This window comes from Rhodococcus sp. H36-A4 (genome assembly GCF_027158005.1).
Lineage (GTDB): Bacteria > Actinomycetota > Actinomycetes > Mycobacteriales > Mycobacteriaceae > Rhodococcoides.
On the sequence record NZ_JAPVLQ010000002.1, the window covers coordinates 280,008 to 299,581 of the forward strand.

21 protein-coding genes and 1 pseudogene are annotated in these 19,574 nt (G+C 62.0%); 7 read left to right on the plus strand and 15 right to left on the minus strand.

Annotated elements, in window-relative coordinates:
- Nucleotides 1-52 precede the first annotated feature (52 nt).
- The gene (locus O1W68_RS06125) at nt 53-1,627 is read left to right on the plus strand and encodes an AMP-binding protein (protein ID WP_269302008.1); all 1,575 of its coding nucleotides are present in this window, start codon (nt 53-55) and stop codon (nt 1,625-1,627) included.
- A 32-nt stretch (nt 1,628-1,659) separates the two neighbouring features.
- On the opposite strand, the gene O1W68_RS06130 is transcribed toward O1W68_RS06125, so the two are convergent.
- The 6 genes from O1W68_RS06130 to O1W68_RS06155 form a co-directional block, all read right to left on the minus strand.
- Entirely contained in the window at nt 1,660-2,628 is a 969-nt protein-coding gene (locus O1W68_RS06130) for a patatin-like phospholipase family protein (protein ID WP_269302009.1), read from the minus strand.
- A gap of 55 nt (nt 2,629-2,683) precedes the next feature.
- Nucleotides 2,684-3,418 (minus strand): thioesterase domain-containing protein, encoded by a 735-nt coding sequence (locus O1W68_RS06135; RefSeq protein WP_269302010.1) that lies wholly within the window; start codon nt 3,416-3,418, stop codon nt 2,684-2,686.
- A gap of 372 nt (nt 3,419-3,790) precedes the next feature.
- A complete protein-coding gene (locus O1W68_RS06140) occupies nt 3,791-4,129 on the minus strand; it encodes a DUF202 domain-containing protein (protein ID WP_269302011.1) in 339 nt (112 codons plus the stop codon).
- A 1-nt stretch (nt 4,130) separates the two neighbouring features.
- A complete protein-coding gene (locus tag O1W68_RS06145) occupies nt 4,131-4,481 on the minus strand; it encodes a YidH family protein (RefSeq protein WP_269302012.1) in 351 nt (116 codons plus the stop codon).
- 143 nt (nt 4,482-4,624) lie between these two features.
- The gene (locus tag O1W68_RS06150; RefSeq protein WP_269302013.1) at nt 4,625-5,311 is read right to left on the minus strand and encodes an SDR family oxidoreductase; all 687 of its coding nucleotides are present in this window, start codon (nt 5,309-5,311) and stop codon (nt 4,625-4,627) included.
- 26 nt (nt 5,312-5,337) lie between these two features.
- Nucleotides 5,338-5,862: a DinB family protein gene (locus O1W68_RS06155; RefSeq protein WP_269302014.1), complete on the minus strand. Its 525-nt coding sequence runs from the start codon at nt 5,860-5,862 to the stop codon at nt 5,338-5,340.
- Between the two features lie 111 nt (nt 5,863-5,973).
- Here O1W68_RS06155 and ggh point away from each other — a divergent pair, with 111 nt between their 5' ends.
- Nucleotides 5,974-7,311, plus strand: coding sequence for a glucosylglycerate hydrolase (gene ggh / locus O1W68_RS06160; RefSeq protein ID WP_269302015.1), 1,338 nt, complete (start codon nt 5,974-5,976; stop codon nt 7,309-7,311).
- Here ggh and O1W68_RS06165 read toward each other — a convergent pair.
- Nucleotides 7,308-7,691, minus strand: coding sequence for a VOC family protein (locus O1W68_RS06165; protein ID WP_269302016.1), 384 nt, complete (start codon nt 7,689-7,691; stop codon nt 7,308-7,310). The two genes, ggh and O1W68_RS06165, sit on opposite strands and share 4 nt — an antisense overlap.
- A 50-nt stretch (nt 7,692-7,741) precedes the next feature.
- Here O1W68_RS06165 and O1W68_RS06170 point away from each other — a divergent pair, with 50 nt between their 5' ends.
- Nucleotides 7,742-8,566, plus strand: a complete 825-nt coding sequence (locus tag O1W68_RS06170; RefSeq protein ID WP_269302017.1) for a helix-turn-helix transcriptional regulator — start codon at nt 7,742-7,744, stop codon at nt 8,564-8,566.
- Between the two features lie 104 nt (nt 8,567-8,670).
- On the opposite strand, the gene O1W68_RS06175 is transcribed toward O1W68_RS06170, so the two are convergent.
- The 8 genes and pseudogenes from O1W68_RS06175 to O1W68_RS06210 form a co-directional block, all read right to left on the minus strand.
- The gene (locus tag O1W68_RS06175) at nt 8,671-10,713 is read right to left on the minus strand and encodes a PhoX family protein (RefSeq protein ID WP_269302018.1); all 2,043 of its coding nucleotides are present in this window, start codon (nt 10,711-10,713) and stop codon (nt 8,671-8,673) included.
- Nucleotides 10,714-10,795: 82 nt separating this feature from the next.
- A complete protein-coding gene (locus O1W68_RS06180; protein WP_269302019.1) occupies nt 10,796-11,521 on the minus strand; it encodes an amino acid ABC transporter ATP-binding protein in 726 nt (241 codons plus the stop codon).
- 3 nt (nt 11,522-11,524) lie between these two features.
- Nucleotides 11,525-13,226 (minus strand): annotated as a pseudogene (locus tag O1W68_RS06185) (ABC transporter substrate-binding protein/permease).
- A gap of 128 nt (nt 13,227-13,354) precedes the next feature.
- Nucleotides 13,355-14,119 (minus strand): LLM class F420-dependent oxidoreductase, encoded by a 765-nt coding sequence (locus O1W68_RS06190; RefSeq protein ID WP_269302020.1) that lies wholly within the window; start codon nt 14,117-14,119, stop codon nt 13,355-13,357.
- A 36-nt stretch (nt 14,120-14,155) separates the two neighbouring features.
- Nucleotides 14,156-14,668 carry a TIGR04338 family metallohydrolase gene (locus tag O1W68_RS06195; RefSeq protein ID WP_269302021.1) on the minus strand — a complete coding sequence of 171 codons (513 nt, stop codon included), beginning with the start codon at nt 14,666-14,668 and terminating at the stop codon, nt 14,156-14,158.
- A gap of 10 nt (nt 14,669-14,678) precedes the next feature.
- Entirely contained in the window at nt 14,679-15,008 is a 330-nt protein-coding gene (locus O1W68_RS06200; RefSeq protein ID WP_269302022.1) for a TfoX/Sxy family protein, read from the minus strand.
- A 5-nt stretch (nt 15,009-15,013) separates the two neighbouring features.
- Nucleotides 15,014-15,145 carry a hypothetical protein gene (locus tag O1W68_RS06205; protein ID WP_269302023.1) on the minus strand — a complete coding sequence of 44 codons (132 nt, stop codon included), beginning with the start codon at nt 15,143-15,145 and terminating at the stop codon, nt 15,014-15,016.
- Complete coding sequence (locus O1W68_RS06210) at nt 15,142-15,960, minus strand: DUF2786 domain-containing protein (RefSeq protein WP_269302024.1); 819 nt, start codon at nt 15,958-15,960, stop codon at nt 15,142-15,144. The genes O1W68_RS06205 and O1W68_RS06210 overlap by 4 nt, the downstream gene beginning before the upstream one ends.
- Before the next feature lie 203 nt (nt 15,961-16,163).
- Between O1W68_RS06210 and O1W68_RS06215 the strand changes: the two genes are divergently transcribed.
- The 4 genes from O1W68_RS06215 to O1W68_RS06230 are packed head-to-tail and all read left to right on the plus strand — an operon-like array spanning nt 16,164 to nt 19,545.
- Nucleotides 16,164-17,435, plus strand: coding sequence for an ABC transporter substrate-binding protein (locus O1W68_RS06215; protein ID WP_269302025.1), 1,272 nt, complete (start codon nt 16,164-16,166; stop codon nt 17,433-17,435).
- Between the two features lie 48 nt (nt 17,436-17,483).
- Nucleotides 17,484-18,533, plus strand: coding sequence for a carbohydrate ABC transporter permease (locus O1W68_RS06220; protein WP_269302026.1), 1,050 nt, complete (start codon nt 17,484-17,486; stop codon nt 18,531-18,533).
- A gap of 11 nt (nt 18,534-18,544) precedes the next feature.
- Nucleotides 18,545-19,366: a carbohydrate ABC transporter permease gene (locus O1W68_RS06225; RefSeq protein ID WP_269302027.1), complete on the plus strand. Its 822-nt coding sequence runs from the start codon at nt 18,545-18,547 to the stop codon at nt 19,364-19,366.
- Complete coding sequence (locus O1W68_RS06230) at nt 19,363-19,545, plus strand: hypothetical protein (protein ID WP_269302028.1); 183 nt, start codon at nt 19,363-19,365, stop codon at nt 19,543-19,545. The genes O1W68_RS06225 and O1W68_RS06230 overlap by 4 nt, the downstream gene beginning before the upstream one ends.
- The last annotated feature ends 29 nt before the right edge of the window (nt 19,546-19,574 follow it).

Sequence of the window (19,574 nt, forward strand, 5' to 3'; positions counted from 1 at the left end):
CGGTTGCGGTATCCGTTTCGGAACCGGGCAGGCCGAGCAGAAGGAAGACCAGATGCCAGACGAGTTTGCTGACCTCCACCGGCCGATTTACGCTCCGGACCTGCTCATCACCGCCCTCGAACGGAACCACGACAAGCCGGCGCTGTACATCGGCGACGTTGTTCTCACCGGCGGACAGATGCGCGATCAGATCAGCTGCTTCGCCCAAGCACTCGCGTCGCTCGGCATCACCCAGGGCACCAGCACGGTGATGCTGTCCAAGAATCGTCCCGAAGTGCTCGTCAGCATGGGCGCAACCATGATCACCGGTTGTCGCGCCAGCGCCCTCAATCCGATGGGTTCACTCGACGACCACAAGTACATCCTCGACGACGCCGAGATCGAGACCCTCATCTTCGATCCCTACGCTTTCGAGGACCGCGCCGCAGAGTTGAAAGCGTCGTCGCCGTCGTTGACCACGATCCTGTCGATGGGGCCCTCCGCGGTGGGCATCGACATTCTGGCTCTCGCGGCCACATTCGAGCCTGCAGCTCTCACAGCCGCGCACGTCGACGCCGAGGACGCCAGCAGCATGGTGTACACCGGCGGCACCACAGGAAAGCCCAAAGGCGTTGTCGGATCCTTCCGTTCGGGCGCCGCGCTCAATCAAATCCAGATGTCGGAATGGCAATGGCCCGAGGAGAACCGTTTCCTCATCTGCACGCCGCTATCGCATGCCGGTGCCGCGTTCTTCACTCCGACGCTGCTGCGCGGAGGCGCGCTGATCGTCCTTCCTGCCTTCGAACCTGGAGCGGTTCTCGAGGCGATCGAAAAGCACAAGATCACCGCAACCATGTTGGTGCCCACCATGATCTACATGCTCATGGACCATCCGGACCTCGAGAAGCGGGACGTCTCCAGTCTGCAGACGCTTTTCTACGGGGCATCCGCGATGTCGCCGGCACGTTTGCAGGAAGGCATCGAGAAGTTCGGTCAGATCTTCTTCCAGTTCTACGGTCAGACCGAGTGCGGCATGACCATCTCGGTGCTTCGTAAGGAAGAGCACCTCGCCGACGACCCCGCCCGACTTGCCACGTGTGGCCGTCCGGTGCCGTGGCTCGACGTCCGACTGCTCGACGACGACCTGAACGAAGTGCCGCAGGGCGAACTGGGCGAGATCTGCGTCCGAGGCCCCTTGGTGATGAAAGGGTATTGGAAGAAACCTGCCGAGACCGCAGAAGCCTTCCGCGGCGGCTGGCTGCACACCGGCGACATCGCACGCAAGGACGTCGACGGCTTTCTGTCCATCGTCGATCGCAAGAAGGACATGATCGTGACCGGCGGCTTCAATGTGTTCCCGCGTGAGATCGAGGACGTGATCTCCGCGCACCCGTCCGTGGCCTCCGTGGCGGTTGTGGGTGTACCGGACGACAAGTGGGGTGAAGCCGTCAAGGCGTGCGTGGTTCTGCGCGGCGGGCTGACTGTCGCGACGGAAGAGCTGGTCGAGCGGGTGAAAGCAGCCAAGGGGTCGGTGCACGCACCCAAGAGCATTGATTTCGTGGACAGCCTGCCGCTGACACCGCTCGGTAAACTCGACAAGAAGGCGCTACGCGCGCGGTATTGGGAGGCCAGCGACCGCGCTGTGTAGGAGTGGATTTTCCCATCATGCAGTCCCGGATTTCAGACCGGAGGTGTGCGGCAGGCGGTGAGGTAGTCGGCGAAGTCCCAGGTGCTCAGAAACTGTTGCGCAGCACGGACACCGTTGTTGTAGAGGGTCTGTCTTTGCGCGTCGGTGATGTCGAAATCCACGGCGCTGATCGACTCGGTAGGGACGAACACCGTGCGCCGCACCGTGCAGGGTGAATCGACGTAGGCGGCGTCCTGGTTGGTGAACAAGGTGTCGATCGCGGCTATACCGAGGGCCAGGGGCCCGCGTACATGATGGGTAGCCGGGGGTGTGCCCGGTCGTGCGGTGAGCCGCACACCGAATGTCGGCCAGCGAGGCTCTACGGTGTCGGTCCGGTCGAACAATCCGACGGGGAAGTCGGAGAGCAGTCCGCCGTCGACCCAGGTTGCGCCCGAAACTTGAACGGGTCGGAAGAGGAACGGGATCGCCGCCGAGGCCCGCACCGCCTTTGCGACGGGGAAGGTATCGGGGTCGATGTCGTAGAGCGGTAGGTCCCACGGGATCCGGACAAGACGTTTCCGGGAGAGGTCGCTGGCGGTCACCACCAGCGAATATGCGTAGCTCAGCGGTTCCTCGCCGGTGCGTAGATCGCCGAAAGTGTGGACACCGAATTCGGCGAGAGTATCGGTGAGGAGGTCTTCGAGATAGGCCCCCTGATAGAGCCCGTCCGAGATGAGCAACGAAAGGACGCCGCCGATGAGAGGCACGCGCCCGAGCAGTGACGGGTCGGTCAGTTTGCGGTAGTCGACGCGCTGCGCAATTTCCGGCAATCGCGTCAAGGGCTCCTTGGCGTGCTGCAAAGCAGCCACCAAAGCCGCGACGACCGCACCGGCGCTGGACCCGGCGACGCGCGGAAAGCCATAGCCCGACTCGGCGAGCGCATGAACAGCTCCGACGAGGCCGATGCCTTTGACCCCGCCGCCTTCACAGACCAGATCTGCCTGACGGACCGCTGTCGTCATCACACCAACGATACGCGCGAAGAACAGTGGTCAACGGTGGTTTTGTGCCAGCAGATCAGGAACCGGCGCGGAACGTCCTGGAGACGAACTTGTTCACCAACGACCCGACGAGGCCGAAAGCGGCGGCGTCGGGCACCAGGTACTTGACGACCGTCCCACTGATGAAGGTGTGCCACGCCGGCCCGGCGTCGTATCCGTCCGAGGACACGACCATGGCGTCGCCGACGTAGACGCCAGGGAAGTGTCGGTTTGCCAAAGTCTCGTTGTGGGTGGCGACGGCGACGAGTTCCTCGGCGTGGCTTCGATCGATATCGTCACTCATGCCGGCCAACAGTTCATGCGCAAGCGCAGTGGGTGCGCCGACGGCGCGGGACTGCAGCGGGTCGCTACCGAGCAGAGTCAGGCTGTCCACTGAGACGCCGCGTCCCTGCATGTCGATGGCTACTGCGTGTGCGAGGAGGCCGCCGAAGGAGAGTCCGAGGAGGTTGATCGGTCCGACATTGTCGGCGGCGAGAATCTCGTCGGTGTAGTAGGCCGCGAGGGCGGTCAGGGACTTCGAATCCTCCCCGGGCGTGGGGGCCTGGACACCGTAGATGGGGCGCCCCTCGTCCACGTGCGCAGCCAATGAGGTGTAGCAGGAGGCGAGCCCGTCGATCGGATGGATGCAGTAGACGGGTGCTCGGGTGCCGGTGGCGCGGATCGGCAGAATCGTCGGCCTCGAGTATGCGGTGGGCGACCGGTCGACGATACCCGTGATGGAGGGGTGCGAGAGATCGTTGACGACGGTCATGCTGAGCCTCCGGGATCAAAAGTCTTCGGTCATTCGGCCGCGTGTGCGAACAACCTGTGAAGTTCGTATGCGCCGATCGACGAGTATGTCGCCAGAGGAGGCGCAGGTGTTACCTGCATCTCATCGATTATTCCATGATCGCGGTGCATAAAAGCCGGATCCGAAGATCCTATCGGGTGAAATACCTGCTCAGGCCGCGTGGGCTCGCCGACGTTGCTTCAACGAATTACATAGTGGTAATTCAAGATTCGAGAGATAGGTCGACGTCTTGGACGCAGCGGATCACCGGAACCTACTTGCATCTCATCGGCAGGAAAGACCGAGGCTGGCACGCTCGTCGGATGGAATCACCGGACGGGATGAAGTGCCGGTTCATTTGAGCAAAATCCACAACCCTGACGCGCTCAGTACGATCAGACTTATCGCCAGCACACCACCCATCGCCAACGCAGGTGTTGCCTTTTCGTTTGTGAATTGCACCAAGCGTGCAGGTCTCGAACGGCGTTCGAAGATCGTCACTGCGATTATCAGCAAAGCGGCGATCAATGGCCCGATCAATGATGCTGCTCCGAATGGTGGCAGCCATCGCAAACATGCTGCGGACAAACCTAGGATCGACAAACTTGTACGCACAAATGAAAGCGAAGTGCGTTCGGACTGCAGACCCCCGTCCGGAGACCTCGGCACGCTTTCGGAACGAAGCGAGGTCATTTCAGCTCACAACCCCAATCACCAGTACCGTTGCGCAGATCACCAGGATCACCCCCACCGCCGGCGCCATCAAGGGAATTGGAAGCGTGCGCTCCGCTCTCAACGCTCGTTCCGAACTGATCCAATGAAAGAACGAGGTGACAGTGATCAGGGCTCCACCGATCAGCAGTAAGGCAGCCAAAGCAGAACGCGTTGTCGACGGCAGGATGTCGGCGCCGAAAGCTTCGAGTCCGACACCCGATGCCACAAATGCCGTCGCGGTGCGAATCCAGGCCAGGTACGTTCGTTCGTTGGCGAGCGTGAATCGCGGATCTGGGTCTTTCCCCGAAACGAAAGGTTTCCAGCTACCCATACTTTGTATTCCTATCTCGAGGAGACCCGTGCTCAATATTTTGTTGTACAGACTGCAGGCGGTCTCGTAATTCCCCAGGGGTAGCTGTCACCCATGTTCGGTGCTGCTGTGGTGAGGATATCGGTGACGGGCTCGGTTGTTGTCTATCGCGACCTGAGCACGATCTCGGTCGGATGGGTGTCGGCTGGGGTGTCGATAGCGCTCCGAACCGCCAGCGCAACGGATCCCGCCTGCAGAAACTTCGACCCGTCGTATTCCCCGCCCTCGTGCTCGACGATTGCGCGTTGCATATCGGTGTCGATCCTCCCGGGGTGCACCGACGTCACACGCAACGACGGCTCTTCCTGGCGCAGCGCATCGGCGAAGGCCCGCAACGCGAATTTCGACGCCGCATATCCGCCCCACCCCGGGTTGGCCCGGATGCCGGCACCCGAATTGATCAGGACCACATGTCCTCCAGCGCGCCGCAGTGCAGGCAGCAATAGCTGGGTCAGTGCAACCACCGACAGGACATTGCTCTCGTACTGGCGACGCCAATCCTCGACCGAAGACTCCTCGATCGTGCCGAGTGCCGCGATGCCGGCGTTGTGTACCAGAACATCGAGCGACTCAATCGGCTGCACTGCGGCGGCGACGGCGTCGTGATCGGTGAGATCCACCGGCCAGGGCGTGCCGGTACCGAGTTCGCTGGCGATCGAAGCGAGTGATTCGGTAGACCGTCCGCCGAGGTACACGTGGTGATCGGATGCAAGTTGCCGCGCAATCGCCGCACCGAGGCCTCGGCTCGCACCCGTCACCAAAGCTGTTCGAGCCAATGCTGCTGCAGTCATGAGTCCAAACTAGTCAGTGCGCTTACCTAGTCGAACGTCATGCCCGCTTCGGCCCCCATGGACATCGTCGTGTTGCTGCCGTCGAGGGATTCCCGGATGATGTCGGCGTGGCCGGCGTGCTGAGCGCACTCTCGCAAGATGTGGAGCAGGGTGTAGCGCACCGACTGCCACGAGCGTTCCGGAGCCCACGGCGCGGTCGGTAGCGGTACCTGGGCGTCGAGATCGAGATCGGTGATGGCAGCCTCGGTCGCGGCGGCGACGAGGGCGAACTCCTCGACGAGGCCGGCGACGCTCTGGCCCGGACTCATCAGGTATTCGGTCTCCATTCGGGACAAGTCGAACTCGGCGCATTCATCCATGGCAGCGATGATTCCCATCCAGGAACGCTCGTTGTTGACGACGTGGTTGAGCAGTCCGCCGAGGGTGAGGTCGCTGACGGTTGTTCGTTGCCTGGCCTGCTCATCGGTGATCCCCCGAACCGTGTACAGAAAGTTCTTGCGCTGGTCGGCGAGCATTCTTGCAATGTCGGCCTTCTCACCGGTGAGTGTCATGAAAGTTCCCTTCGTTGCTGGTGAAGACAAAGGTACGAGCGATTGCGGACAAGTTCAGTCCTCGATCGAGTCCGATGCGCGAGAAACCCAAAACAGACGCAAACTAGAACCATGGGCGACCGTGGATTCACTTCGACACAACTGGCCGCTCGAGCTGCTTATCTACTCCGCGGCAACGACTTGGGCACCATGACCAGCGCCGCACCGCGGCTGTATCCACATATGTGGAGCTGGGATGCGGCCTTCGTGGCGGTCGGACTCGCGCCGCTCAGCGTCGAACGAGCCGTGGTGGAGCTGGATACCCTGCTGTCCGCGCAGTGGAAGAACGGCATGATTCCGCACATCGTCTTCGCCAACGGCGTCGACGGCTACTTCCCTGGACCAGCACGGTGGGAGACGAGGGAACTGGCTGTACACGCGCCCGTCGGGCCGCAGACGTCGGGGATCACGCAGCCGCCGGTGCATGCCATTGCGGTGCAGCGCATCCTCGATCACTCGAAGCGACACGGTCGGACCACTCGGGCCGTCGCCGAGGAGTTTCTGGATCGTCGGTGGGAGAACCTCGTCCGGTGGCATCGATGGCTCGCCACGGCGCGCGACATCGAGGGCAGTGGCCGCATCACGTTGTTCCATGGCTGGGAGTCGGGCATGGACAACTCCCCGCGCTGGGATAGCTCCTATGCCAATGTCGTCGCCGGGCAGATGCCGCCCTACGTCCGCGAGGACCACGCGGTGATCACCGATCTGTCGATGCGTCCGAGCAACAGTGAATACGACCGCTACATCTGGTTGGTCGAAGAGATGAAACAAGTGGGCTACGACGACGCGGCGCTGGCAGAAAAGATGAGCTTCGCCGTGGAGGACGTCTTCGTCAGCGCCATCTTCGCGATGGCGTGCGATGTGCTCGCGACCATCGGTGAGGAACACTCCAAACCGCACTCCGACGTCCGAGACCTGCGCGAGTGGGCCGAGAAGTTTCGCAAGGGTGTGGTCGCGACGACCGATCAGCGTTCCGGGGCGGCCCGTGACTACGACGTCCGGGCGAGGCGCTGGATCTCCACCGACACGATCGCGATGTTCGCTCCCCTGCTGTGCGGAGGGTTGCCCCGCGAACAGGAACGCACGCTATTGCGGATGTTCGAAGGCACCCGATTCTGCGGACATCCGGATCTGCTGTTCGCTGTTCCGCCGTCGACGTCGCCGGTCTCGAAAGACTTTCGCGCACGGGAGTATTGGCGCGGACCGGTGTGGCCGGTCATGACGTGGTTGTTCTCGTGGGCGTTTTCGAGGCGCGGGTGGGCCGAGCGGTCGTTGACGTTGCGTGAGGAAGGCCTGCGGCAGGCCGGCGACGGGAGTTTCGCGGAGTACTACGAGCCGTTCACCGGTGAACCGCTCGGCAGCATGCAGCAGTCGTGGACGGCGGCAGCGGTACTGGACTGGCTCGGTTAGCTACTGCCCCAGTTCTCGGCCTTCGTCAGACAGAAAGGATGACCGGCCGGGTCCAGCAGCACCCGCCACGTCTCGCCCGGTTGGTCCTCGGGCAGACTCGCGCCGAGGTCGACGGCTTTCTTCGAAGCATCGTCGAGGTCCGTCACCGCGAGATCGAAGTGATACTGCTTGCTGCCGTGCGTATTGGGCCACACCGGCGCGACGTAGTCTTCGACGCGGCCGAATCCGAGTGCACTGCTCGGGCCTTGGAGCATCGCGTAGTCCCTCTCGGAATGGACGACGCTCCAGCCGAGTAGTTCAGACCAGAACTTCGCGCTGCTCGGCGGGTCGGGGCAGTCCAAGGTGACCATCTTCAGCGTCGCGATAGGTGTTTTTGTCATTTGCTCTCTCCTGCCAACGGTGTGTCGGTCCAGACTCCTAGACTCGGCTTGTGGTGGATAGGAAAAACGCGACAGCAACACATGCGGGCGTGCTCCGACCCGAAGAGTTGGCGCAGCACGTCGACCTGATGCGTTTGCCCTGCGCACCGTCACTGGCCCCGTGGGTCGAGAACTACTGGCTGCTGCGGTGGGAGTTGCCATCCGGTACGACCCACAGCAGCTCGACGCTGCCGCACCCGGCCTGCACGTTGAGTATCGAGCACGGTCATCGACGCTCCGGTGTCACCGATCCCGTAGTCGTGACCGGAGTACTCACCAAACGCTTCGATGTCACACTCGCAGAACGGGGTTGGGTCTTCGGCATCAAATTTCGACCCGGTGGATACGCGAGCCTGACCGACACCTCCGCTCGAACGCTGCGCGACGTGCCGGTCGCCTCACCGACCGCATTTCGGAAAGGCACGGTCGCCGCACTCGCAGAGTTGGGGCCGCACCACGATCCGGACCACTGCCGAACCGCCGTCGATACGGTCCTGGCACCCTACGAACAGCCGGCCGACTCCGACTACCTGGAGGTTCTGGACATCGTTTCGGTGATGCTTCACGACCGATCGCTGGTGCGTGTGGGTGACGTCGAGCAGCGGTGCGGTATCGGCGCTCGGCGGCTGCAGCGATTGTTCGAACGCTACGTCGGGGTGACACCGAAGTGGGTCCTCGGGCGGTACCGTATCCATGACGCCGTCAGTGACCTGGACGGCGGGTTCACCGGTTCGTTGGCCGATTTGGCGGCTCGGTACGGCTGGTTCGACCAGGCGCATTTCACTCGTGAGTTCACCGAGCTGATCGGGGTAACGCCGAGCGACTACCTTCGCTAGCCGGTCAGCGCACGCTCCAACGTCGGCCACGATTACGACTACTAGTGACGAAGGCCCACACAGCCGCCATCCAGCAGCTATGCGGGCCTCAGGGGCACCGGCGACTAGGTTTTCCAGACCGCAACCATGGCGGGACGCGGCTGAGAATCACCGCCGTCGGGCCAGTGCGACATCGGATTGTCGGCAGATGCCTCGTCGAACTCACCCGGATGCTGGACTGCGACGACGACGCGCTCGTCCGAGATGATCGGACCGCAGGTCTCGCCCCCGGCAGGGACGGTCAGGAACTGACGCGTCTCTCCACGTCGTTCGCCGTCGAGAACCACCGCGAACAAGCCGTCGTTCGACTCAAGAGCGTTGCCGTCCGTCGAGATCCACAGGTTGCCCTTGGAGTCGAACGCCAGGTTGTCCGGGCACGAGATGGGACTGACCTGAGTTTTGTCGAAGCCGCCGAAATAGGTGTCGGCCTCGTTCGGATCGCCGGCGACGATGAGGAGGTTCCACACGAACGTGGTGCCTGCATGGTCGTCGTCGATCTCGAGGATCTGGCCGTTCTTGTTCTTCTCGCGTGGGTTGGCCTCGTCGGCGGCTGCTTTTCCATCGGTGCCGCGCTTGGTGTTGTTGGTCAGGGCCACGTACACCTTCCCGGTCACCGGGTTCGGCTCGAAATCCTCTGGTCGGTCCATCTTCGTCGCGCCGACCTTGTCACCGGCCTGGCGGGTGAACACCGCCACCTCTTCGGCGGACATGCCGTCGACCAGCGATTCGCCACGGCCGTCGTCGCCGGTACGAAGGAGCGGAATCCACTCGCCTTTTCCGGCGAACTTACCGGCCTCCGGCCGCGTGCCGGTGCCGTCGATCGCGTCGGGGGCGTCACCGGTGAGCACAGCGACATGCAACGTGCCCGCATCGAGAATCGTCAGATTGTGACGCATCGCTGCTTGACCGTTGCCGGGCATCATCTTTCGGCTGGAGACGAACTTGTACACGTAGTCGAACCGCTCGTCGTCACCGCTGTACGCGACGACGGTGCCGTCAGCGGTGACGTAGATGGTTGCGGCCTCGTGCTTGAACCGACCCAGTGCCGTGTGCTTGATCGGAACCCCGGTCGGATCCCACGGGTCGACCTCGACGACATAGCCGAACCGGTTGACCTCGTTGGGTTCCTGGGCCAGATCGAACCGCTTGTCGAAACGCTCCCACTTGCGATCACTGGCCGCACCCTCTATCCCGTAGCGGGCAAGTCGCTGCGCGGCAACAGGATCGGTGACGGATTCGGCATTGCCGAAATATTGGTTGATGTTCTCTTCACCGGACAGCACGGTGCCCCAGGGGGTGAGACCCCCGGAACAGTTGTTGAACGTTCCGAAGACCTTGGTGCCTGTCGGATCAACACTCGTCCTGAGAAAGTCACTGCCCGCTGCGGGACCGGTCAGCAGAAACTCCGTCGTGCCGGTGATGCGACGGTTGTACTTACCGAGCCCCGGCGTCAGTGCTCCGGAACCGGATCGACCCGCCACCTGGACTACGGAAAGCCCATGTGCGGCAAGAGCGATATCGAACTGCTCACGTGTCGGGTTCTCCGCGTCGTATCCCTTGAACAGGAACGGCTCGGTGGTGTACTCGTGATTGACCACGAGAAGGTAGGCATTCGGCGTGCCCTCGATCGGCAACAGCCCGGCAAAATCGTTGTTGTACCCGAACTGCATGTTCTGCGCGGCCGCGGTCTGATTGTCGAAATCGAACGCGGGGGCACCCTCTAGAACCGGATCACCCCAGCGAATGATGACCCCCTGCTCGTAGCCCTGAGGAACCACGACGGCATCTTCGGTGTTGGGCTCGACGGCGATGAAGTCGACACCGTCGACCGGTGGTGTGCTCATCTCGCCGCTCGAAGCTGTCGGGCTTGCCTCGTCCGTGCTGCACGCGGCAAGGATGCTTCCGGCCCCGACCGCCACGACCGCCATCGCTCCTCCGCGGAGGACGCCGCGGCGCGTCATCGCAGTCTTGACGATGTCGCCGAAGTACTGGCCCTTCGAGGTGTTCGGGATCTCGTGGAAGCAGGCGTCGCCACACTTGTACTTGCACGTCAAGGAAGAACGCGCGGAGCTGCCGTCGTGGACCGAAAGGATCGGAAGAAGCTTCATGCCGCGAACGGTGACAGGTCGAAACGAAAGCGGGGAAACGCCGAGGTGAACGGCAGGCGATATCGAAGTGCCGCGCAGTTGCCTACAGGACCTGCGAGAGGAACTGCTTCAGGCGATCGGTATGCGGGTCGTCGAAAAGTTGTTCCGGGGTACCGGTTTCGATGGCACTACCGTGATCCATGAACAGCACCTTGTTCGACACCGAACGCGCAAAACCCATTTCGTGCGTGACGACGACCATCGTCATACCACCGGAGGCGAGGTCGGCCATCAGTGCGAGCACACCCTTGACCAGCTCAGGGTCCAGCGCCGATGTGGCCTCGTCGAAGAACATCACCTCGGGTTTCATGGCGAGTGCCCGAGCGATGGCGACGCGTTGCTGTTGACCACCGGAGAGGTTGCCTGGGCGCGAATCTGCCTTGTTCGACAGACCGACGAGCTCGAGTTGCTCCATCGCTCCAGCGCGCGCCTCGTCCTTCGACTGCCCTTTGAGCTTGCGTAGGCCGAGCGCGATATTGTCCGCGACCGTCTTGTGCGGGAACAGGTTGAACTGTTGGAACACCATGCCGATGCGCTGACGCAATTCGTCCGGATTGTCCTTCAACACGGATTTGCCGTCGAGCAGGATGTCGCCCTGGTCGGGTTCGTGGAGGCGGTTGAGCGCACGGAGCAACGTCGATTTGCCTGACCCCGAAGGCCCGATCACCGTGGTGGTGCGGCCCGCATCGACGTGAATGTTCACGCCTCTGAGCACCTTGTTGGTACCGAAAGCGAGATGAATGTCGGTGCCGGTCAACGAAACAGCCATTACTTACCTCTCCACCACGATTGATACTTCCAAGGGATCGAGCGTGCCCGAAGTATCGGCCTTACCGGAGCGCATGCGCTTGTCGATGAAGTTGACGAGGTGCGTCAGCGGGATGGTCAGGATCAGATAGAACACGCCCGCCGCCAGCAGCGGTGAGAGATTACCGGTCTGTGCTGCGGTGTCCTGCCCGACTCGAAACAACTCGCGTTGCGAGGCCAGCAGGCCGAGGAAGTAGATCAGTGAGCTGTCTTTGATCAGCGAGATGAATTGATTGACCGTGGCAGGCAGGACGCGTCGGATGCCCTGAGGCATGACTACCAGGGCCATCGAACGGCGATAGCTGAAGCCCAGTGCGCGTGAGGCCTCCATCTGACCCGAATCGACACTTTGAATACCGGAACGGAAGATTTCACCGAAGTACGCGGCCGACATCAACGCCAGTGCCGCGATGCCCAGCGGGAAAGGGCTACGGCTGCCGGTCAATTGGGTCAGCGTCGGACCGAAACCGAGACCGATGAGAAGAATGACGACCGCCGCAGGGAGGCCACGAAAGATATCTGTGTACACTCGCGCCGGCCATCGGAGCCAGCGGGAGCGGGAGATGCCCGCTACCGCCAACCCGATCCCGATCACCGTGCCGATCACCCCTGACGAAGCAGCGAGAATCAGGGTGTTGGGCAATCCGACGGTGATCAGCTTGGGAACGGTGTCCCAGATGAGGTCCCAATCGAAGAACGTGTCGTACAGATTCGACAGTGTGCTCATATCAGCTTGCAGGCAGGACGGAAGCCTTGCTGCCCGGCTTCCAGTCGGCGGGAACCTGGCGTTCGGGGTACCACTCGTTCTCGAGGGTATTCCACGTCCCGTCGGCGACGACGGCGTCGAGACCGGAGTTGAGAGCGTCGATCAACGGCTGATTGTCCTTGTTCACCGCGTACGCCGTGAAGTTGGTGGTGTTGATCGTCTTCTCGAGGATTGCGACGCCGTCCTCGGCCTTGACCTGACCGGAAGCCTGCTGCGACGGCGCGACCCATGCGTCGATCTGGCCGGACTTCACATTCGCGTACGCGGTGTTGTAATCCGGGAACCGCACGGGCTCGATACCGAGGGTGTTGGTGACGTAGTCGTCCTGGACGGTGCCCTGAACCACGCCGATACGCTGCTCGGTGTCCAAATCGGCGATGGTCTTGATCGCGTAGTCGTTCTTGGCGACAAGCGCCATCTCGCCGAAGTCGTATCCGTTGGTGAACCCGACGGTCTGACGACGCGCATCGGTAGTGGAGATCGACGAGGAACCAGCGTCGTAGACCTTGTTGTTCACCGCGGCGAGCAAGCTGGAGAACTCGGTGGCCGAGAACTCGACGGTCAGGTTCAACTTGGCGGCGACGGCCCGGAGCAGCTCGTTGTCGAAGCCGGTGAACTTGCCCGACGGGTCGATGAAGATGTTCGGCGGAGCGTCGGACAAGGTGCCGACGTACAGCTTGCCCGGCTCGATCAGACCGATGTTCGAGGTATCGATCTGATCGAGCGGGGTGACATCGTCCGTCGTGTACTTGTCGAGCGAAGTCTGGTCGGAGCCGGCAAGGGCGTCCTCGCCCGTTCCGCCCGAGCTGTTGTCACTCGAACATGCGACGGCGCCGAGCGTGAGAGCGAGCGTGGCAGCTACTGCGGCCAGGGTGCGGCCGCGTAAACGTCGACTGGTCAAGAGTGAACTCCTCGGTGCGGAAAACAAGTGAAATGACGTCCGAGGCTATCGCGAAGCCGCGAGCACCCGGAAATCAGATTGCCGCCAAGCTCAACCAGCACTCGGCGCAGTCCATTCCCGACCGGTGCTCACTGCTGGCTGTTGCGCCACCCGATGGCGTCGTGCAGATCCGTCATGTCGTAGTCCGGGCCGCCGATTCCGACGGTGAACAAGGTGGCTCCGGCATCGAGAAACGCCGGTGCTTTGTCAGCTCCGGGCCACGGCACCGACTTCGTGATCACCGAGGTATCGCGCCCGACGGTGACCCCGTGCTCGGCGAGAATCCCGGACTTACGCTTCAGCTCGTCGAGGTCGGCGAAGCTGTGCCAGATGTGCGCATACTTGGCGACCATCTTGAGCGTCTTCTTCTCCCCGCCCCCACCGATGAGAATGGGGATCTCGCGGGTAGGGGCGGGATTACCTACCGCCAGGCGATTGCTGATTCGAGCGAGGTTCTCGTTCAACAACTTCAGGCGCGACCCTGCGGTGCCGAAGTCGTAGCCGAAGTTGTCGTAGTCCTTCTGGTTCCAGCCGCCGCCGATGCCGAGGATCAACCTGCCGCCACTGATGTGGTCGACGGTTCGGGCCATATCGGCGAGGAGATCCGGGTTGCGGTAACCACCGCCGGTGACCAGTGCTCCGATCTCCACGTTGGACGTCTGCTCCGCCCAAGCGCCCAGCATCGTCCAACATTCGAAGTGGGCACCGTCGAGGTCGCCGTACAGCGGATAGAAGTGATCCCAGTTGAAGACGATATCGACGCCGGCGTCCTCCGCGCGCAGAACCGCGTCGCGAATGATCTGGTAGTCGGGTGCGTGCTGGGGCTGGAGTTGAACGCCGATCTTGATAGTCATGACTTCCATGATGCGCTTCCTCGCAGCGAACCCGCTTCAACCGATCTTCACACCGTTCTCGGCCATGGTGGCGCGCAGTAGGAAACCAGCTTCCTGACCGATGATTTCCCCGACCAGGGTGACGAATCGATCGACGAATTCCCCGCCATGGGAGGCAAGATCGGATCCTTCGGATTGCAAGTGGTGCGCAAGTTCGTGCAGGACTACCAGTTCGCGCAGCGCCCACGCCTCGTTGTTGCGGTGTAGAGGCACCGCAATGGTGTGGGTATCCCGCTCGTAGTGCGAAGCGCCGGTGCCCGAACGTTCACGGACCTGCACGACCGATCCAGCATGCGGCCAGGTTTCACGAACCCAGTCAAGCATCAAGACCGCGTCGACATAGATCTGCACCGACTCGATCGACGCGAACTTCCGTTCGATCGGCAGGGTGATGGTCGATCCGAACATCTCGACGGTGCGTAGTCCGCGCTCGTCTGCACGATCGAACATGACGCGAACCATGGCCTCGGCGTCGTAGACCTTCGATCGTTGTGAGTCCCTGTTCTTCACCGATGCGATTTTATGCCCTGTGGTCCAGTGCCCTGTTCTCCAACGCAACCGCGACCCAGAACTGCAAGTCGGCGCCCCGGCTTTCCTCTGGCGAGACGGTGATCCACCCGGTGCTCATCTTGCGGCCACGCATGTCTGCACGCTGGGCTCCCGGACGGGCGATGAGCTCCTCGGTGCGCGACGGGTCGCATCTGACCAGTAGATCACCGTCTACTGTGGCGCCGACGGCGATCTTTCCGTCGATCATGAACTGCAGTCCACCGAACATCTTCTTTTCCACGACCGGTACCGAGGCCAGCGCCGAGCGAATCCGTTCCGCGAGCTGTTCGTCGTAGGACATCGGCGTCAATCCTCCGGTGGTAGGAGAGTGGCAACATCCAGTGTTGCAGGCTCTTCCATCGAGTGGGGCCCGATCGCACGAACGCCGTCCGCAACGACCCACACGGTGTCTTTGCCGTCGACGAGATGCTCCATCACCTGCCGAGTTGTGTCGAACCGCGCCCCAACTCGGGCTCGCCGCCCAAGCGTGCTGCGCGTCCCGCTCTGTCTCCGGCGGCACGTGCACCGCGGGAGTATCCGGCATTAGCGGACTGCCCACGCCACGACCCTCGCGCCTTCGACGTCGAGGTGTAGAAGTCCTTCAGTTCGATTGCTTTGTCACGCAACACCACTGCGGTCCCGGCGTCGCGACTCTCCTCTTCGATCGCTTTTGCCTCGGTCTCTTTCTTGACGCTCGCGAGCCGCTTGCCGATGCGCTCGGCGAATGCAGTGTGAAAGTTGAGCCGGGCGGTGACGCCGGCAACGACGACAACTTCTTGACGTTTGTACTTTTTACGACCGATGGTTTCCGTGACAGTGCGTACGGCTGTTTCGTTCCGGTAAGAACCTGACTTGATGTATGCGTCCGAAGCGCGGACCATCTGGATCAGCAGGCTCGAATACAGCGCTTCACAGGTGTCGATGTCGGAGTCGAAACCGTATGCGAACACCTGAGTCGAGGATTGCGAGATGTCACATTTGACGTCGTTCGCACACGCAATGACGAGGAACAGCTTCACGAACGTGCGAAGCCCCTTCTTGCCCGGCTCGCCGATCCTGATGACGCGTTGCGTCGGTGCCGCTTGCTTCTCGCGCGAGGCACTGTGCGACCGAGCCACCGCAAGGTCGATCGACGTCGCTGTGGCCAACCGCTGGGCGGCCTCCATGAACGCCTCCGCCTCGTGCGGATTGTCGGTGGACTCAGCTTGGCGCAGCAGTCCGCCGATGCGGGTCAACATTTTGTCCGAACTCACCGGTAGGACGCTACAACGCCCCACCGACAACTCAGTTGACCGATTCAGGTGGGGCGAAATAACACCTATCGGGTGAGTTGTGTGCCAGAGTGCGTATCGACATGTGCGTCGGGGGCAGCACAGTTGGTACGTCACTGTGTTCGAACTCACTGTGATCTCCCCGACGCATACCAACGTGTACGAAGTTAGTGGAGAGACAAACAATGGCGTCTTTGATCTCGAAGGTGGCGGTGCTGGCAACAGCTGCAACGCTACTGACGCTGACCGCGTGTTCCAGTGACAGCGGTTCCAGCGATTCCGCGTCGGAGAACACCGACGGCCGCGGCCCCATCACCTACGTCGAAGGCAAGGACACCACCGAAACCGGTGTCGTCAAGCAGATCATCGACGAGTGGAACTCGACCCATCCGGACGAGCAGGTCACGTTCAAGGAGCAGTCCAACGACGCCGACCAGGCTCACGACGACCTGGTCCAGCATCTTCAGGCTGAGCAGAGCGACTACGACGTGATGGCGCTCGATGTCATCTGGACCGCAGAGTTCGCAGCCAAGGGATGGCTCGTTCCGCTCGAAGGCGAGTTCGCGCTCGACAATGCGGGCATCCTGCCCTCGACCGTCAAGAGTGCCACCTACAACGGCACGCAGTACGCCGCTCCGAAGAACACCAATGGCGGTCTGCTGTTCTACCGCAGCGACCTGCTGCCGAAGGCGCCCACCACGTGGGCCGAGCTGACCAACGACTGTGCGGTCGCCAAGACCAACAACATCGATTGCTACGCAGGTCAGTTCGCATCGTACGAGGGCCTGACGGTCAACACGTCCGAGATCATCAATGCATACGGCGGATCGTTCGTCGGCGAAGACGGCAAGACCCCGACCGTCGACAGCCCGGAAGCAAAGGCGGGTCTGCAGGCTCTCGTCACCGCTTTCGAGACCGGAGTAATCCCGGAGCAGGACACCACGTTCAAGGAGCCCGAGAGCCAGCAGGCCTTCGAGGACGGAAAGGCCCTGTTCCTGCGTAACTGGCCGTACGTCTACGGCACTGCAGCCAAGGAAGGCTCCGCCGTTGCAGGCAAGTACGCCGTAGCGCCGCTGCCCGGCGCAACCGGCGTCGGAACCTCGACGCTCGGTGGCTACAACGCTGCCATCAGCGAATTCTCCGAGAACAAGGCAACTTCCGCCGACTTCTTGCGATTCCTTCAGGGTGAGCAGGCCCAGCGCATCATCGCCGAGGGTGCACTTCCGCCCGTGCTCGGCTCGCTCTACGACGACCCGGCCCTCATCGCCGAGATGCCGTACCTGCCGGCGCTGAAGCTGTCGATCGAGAACGCTGTTCCTCGTCCCGTCAGCCCGTTCTACCCGGCCGTCTCGAAGGCCGTGCAGGACAACACGTTTGCTGCGATCAAGGGTGAGAAGTCGGTCGATCAGGCCATCGCGGACATGCAGGCCGGCATCGAGTCCGCCGGTTCCAACTAGCCCGTCCGTTCCCGACCGTTCTTTCGAAGCACTACAGGAGAACACACGATGGCTGTACCTACTGGTCAAACCAGTGGGGCTGTAGACACGACCGCGGCCGGGGGAGAATCCCCCGGCCGCGGTCGGCATACACGCACCGAGAAGAAGGCAAAGTTCGGGCTCTCCAGTGGGCGAGCGTGGCTACTGATAGCGCCGACGCTGGTCATCCTGGCCATAGTCATCGCGTACCCCGTCGTACGTGCCGTCATCATGTCCTTCCAGAAGGACGCGGGCCTCGACCCGGCGACCGGCATGTTCGTCAAGGGAGGCAGCGCAGGGTTCTCCAACTACACGCATTGGATTCTGCAGCAGTGCACTTCCGCGTCGGGGACGCTGGTTCCGTGCCCGCCCGGTACGCTCGGCTCCCAGTTCTGGGGAGCGGTAGGCAACACCGCCTTCTTCACGGTGGTGACGGTATCCATCGAGGTCGTCATCGGCTTCGGGATGGCTGTCATCATGGGTAAGACTTTCGGCGGACGCGCACTGCTGCGCGCCGCGATCCTGATTCCGTGGGCTATCCCGACGGCTGTGACAGCGAAGCTCTGGTACTTCATCTTTGCTTACGACGGTATCGCCAACAAACTTCTCGGAACCGACATTCTGTGGACCGGTGATGCCTGGCCCGCGCGCTTCGCAGTCATCATCGCCGACGTCTGGAAGACGACGCCGTTCATGGCGCTACTCATTCTTGCCGGTTTGCAGATGATTCCGGCCGACGTCTACGAGGCTGCCCGAGTGGACGGTGCGTCGGCGTGGCAGCGGCTGACGAAGATCACCTTGCCGCTGGTGAAGCCGGCCCTGATGGTGGCGATCCTGTTCCGCACGATGGATGCGCTCAGAATGTACGACCTGCCTGCCATTCTCACCGAGGGCAACCCGGCCACCCGAACCATTTCCATTCTGGTGGTGGAGCAGATACGGCAAGGATTCAACAGTGCCGCATCGCTCTCGACCATCTCGTTCATCATGATCTTCATAGTCGCGTTCATTCTGGTGAAGTTTCTCGGGGCCAATGCTGTTGCCACGCAGGAGAATCAGCGTAAGGGCGTGGTCCGATGAAAAGTACTGCGATGAAAACTGCTCGCATCTATCTCGGCGTTGCGATCATCCTGATCTGGGGCCTGGCACCGTTCTACTGGATGGTCGTGACCGCGTTACGAGATCCGCGCTACACCTTCGACACTACGCCGTGGCCGACGCATGTCACGATGGAGAACTTCTCCAACGCCTTGTCCACGAGTAACGGCAACAACTTCGTTCGAGCGGTGATCAACAGCCTGATCATCGGCGGCGCAACCACTCTCGTTGCCCTCGTCATAGGCATATTCTCCGCGTATGCCCTCTCGCGGATCGACTTTCGGTTCAAGTACATCGTCGTCGGTATCGTGCTCGGCGCCTCGATGTTCCCGGTCGTGGCATTGGTGACGCCGCTGTTCCAATTCTTCACCGACATCGGGTGGATCGGTACCTACCAGGCGATGATCATCCCGAATATTTCGTTCGTACTGCCGCTGACCATTTACACCCTGGCCGCGTTCTTCGCCGAATTGCCTTGGGAGCTGGAAGAAGCCGCCCGTATCGACGGCGCAGGACGCTTCCAGGCGTTCCGACTGGTCATGTTGCCGCTCGCAGCACCGGCGCTGTTCACCACTGCCATCCTCGCCTTCATCGCGGCAGTCAACGAATATCTCCTGGCGAGTCAGCTCTCCAGCGACAAGACCGAACCAGTGACGGTGGCTATCGCCCGGTTCTCCGGCAACGACCCGCATGTGGTTCCGTACGCGGCGATCATGGCGGCGGGCACCATCGTCGCGATCCCGCTGGTGATCATGGTCCTGCTGTTCCAGCGTCGCATCATCTCGGGCCTGACTGCAGGCGGAGTCAAGTCGTGACTGCGGGCGATCACCTCCAGATGCTGGCGGGCATTCTGGGGTTCTTCGCGCTGATGGCGTTCGTGGCTGCAGTGGCAGGCATCGTCGGTGGCGATCCGAGCGTATGGGCGTCGGTCGTCCTGCTCGGACTGCTTGTCGCCCTTGCCTTCGTCGTCCGCAAGCTGAGGGTCCAAAGCTGACCTTTCGCACGGCCAATTCTCGATTCTGG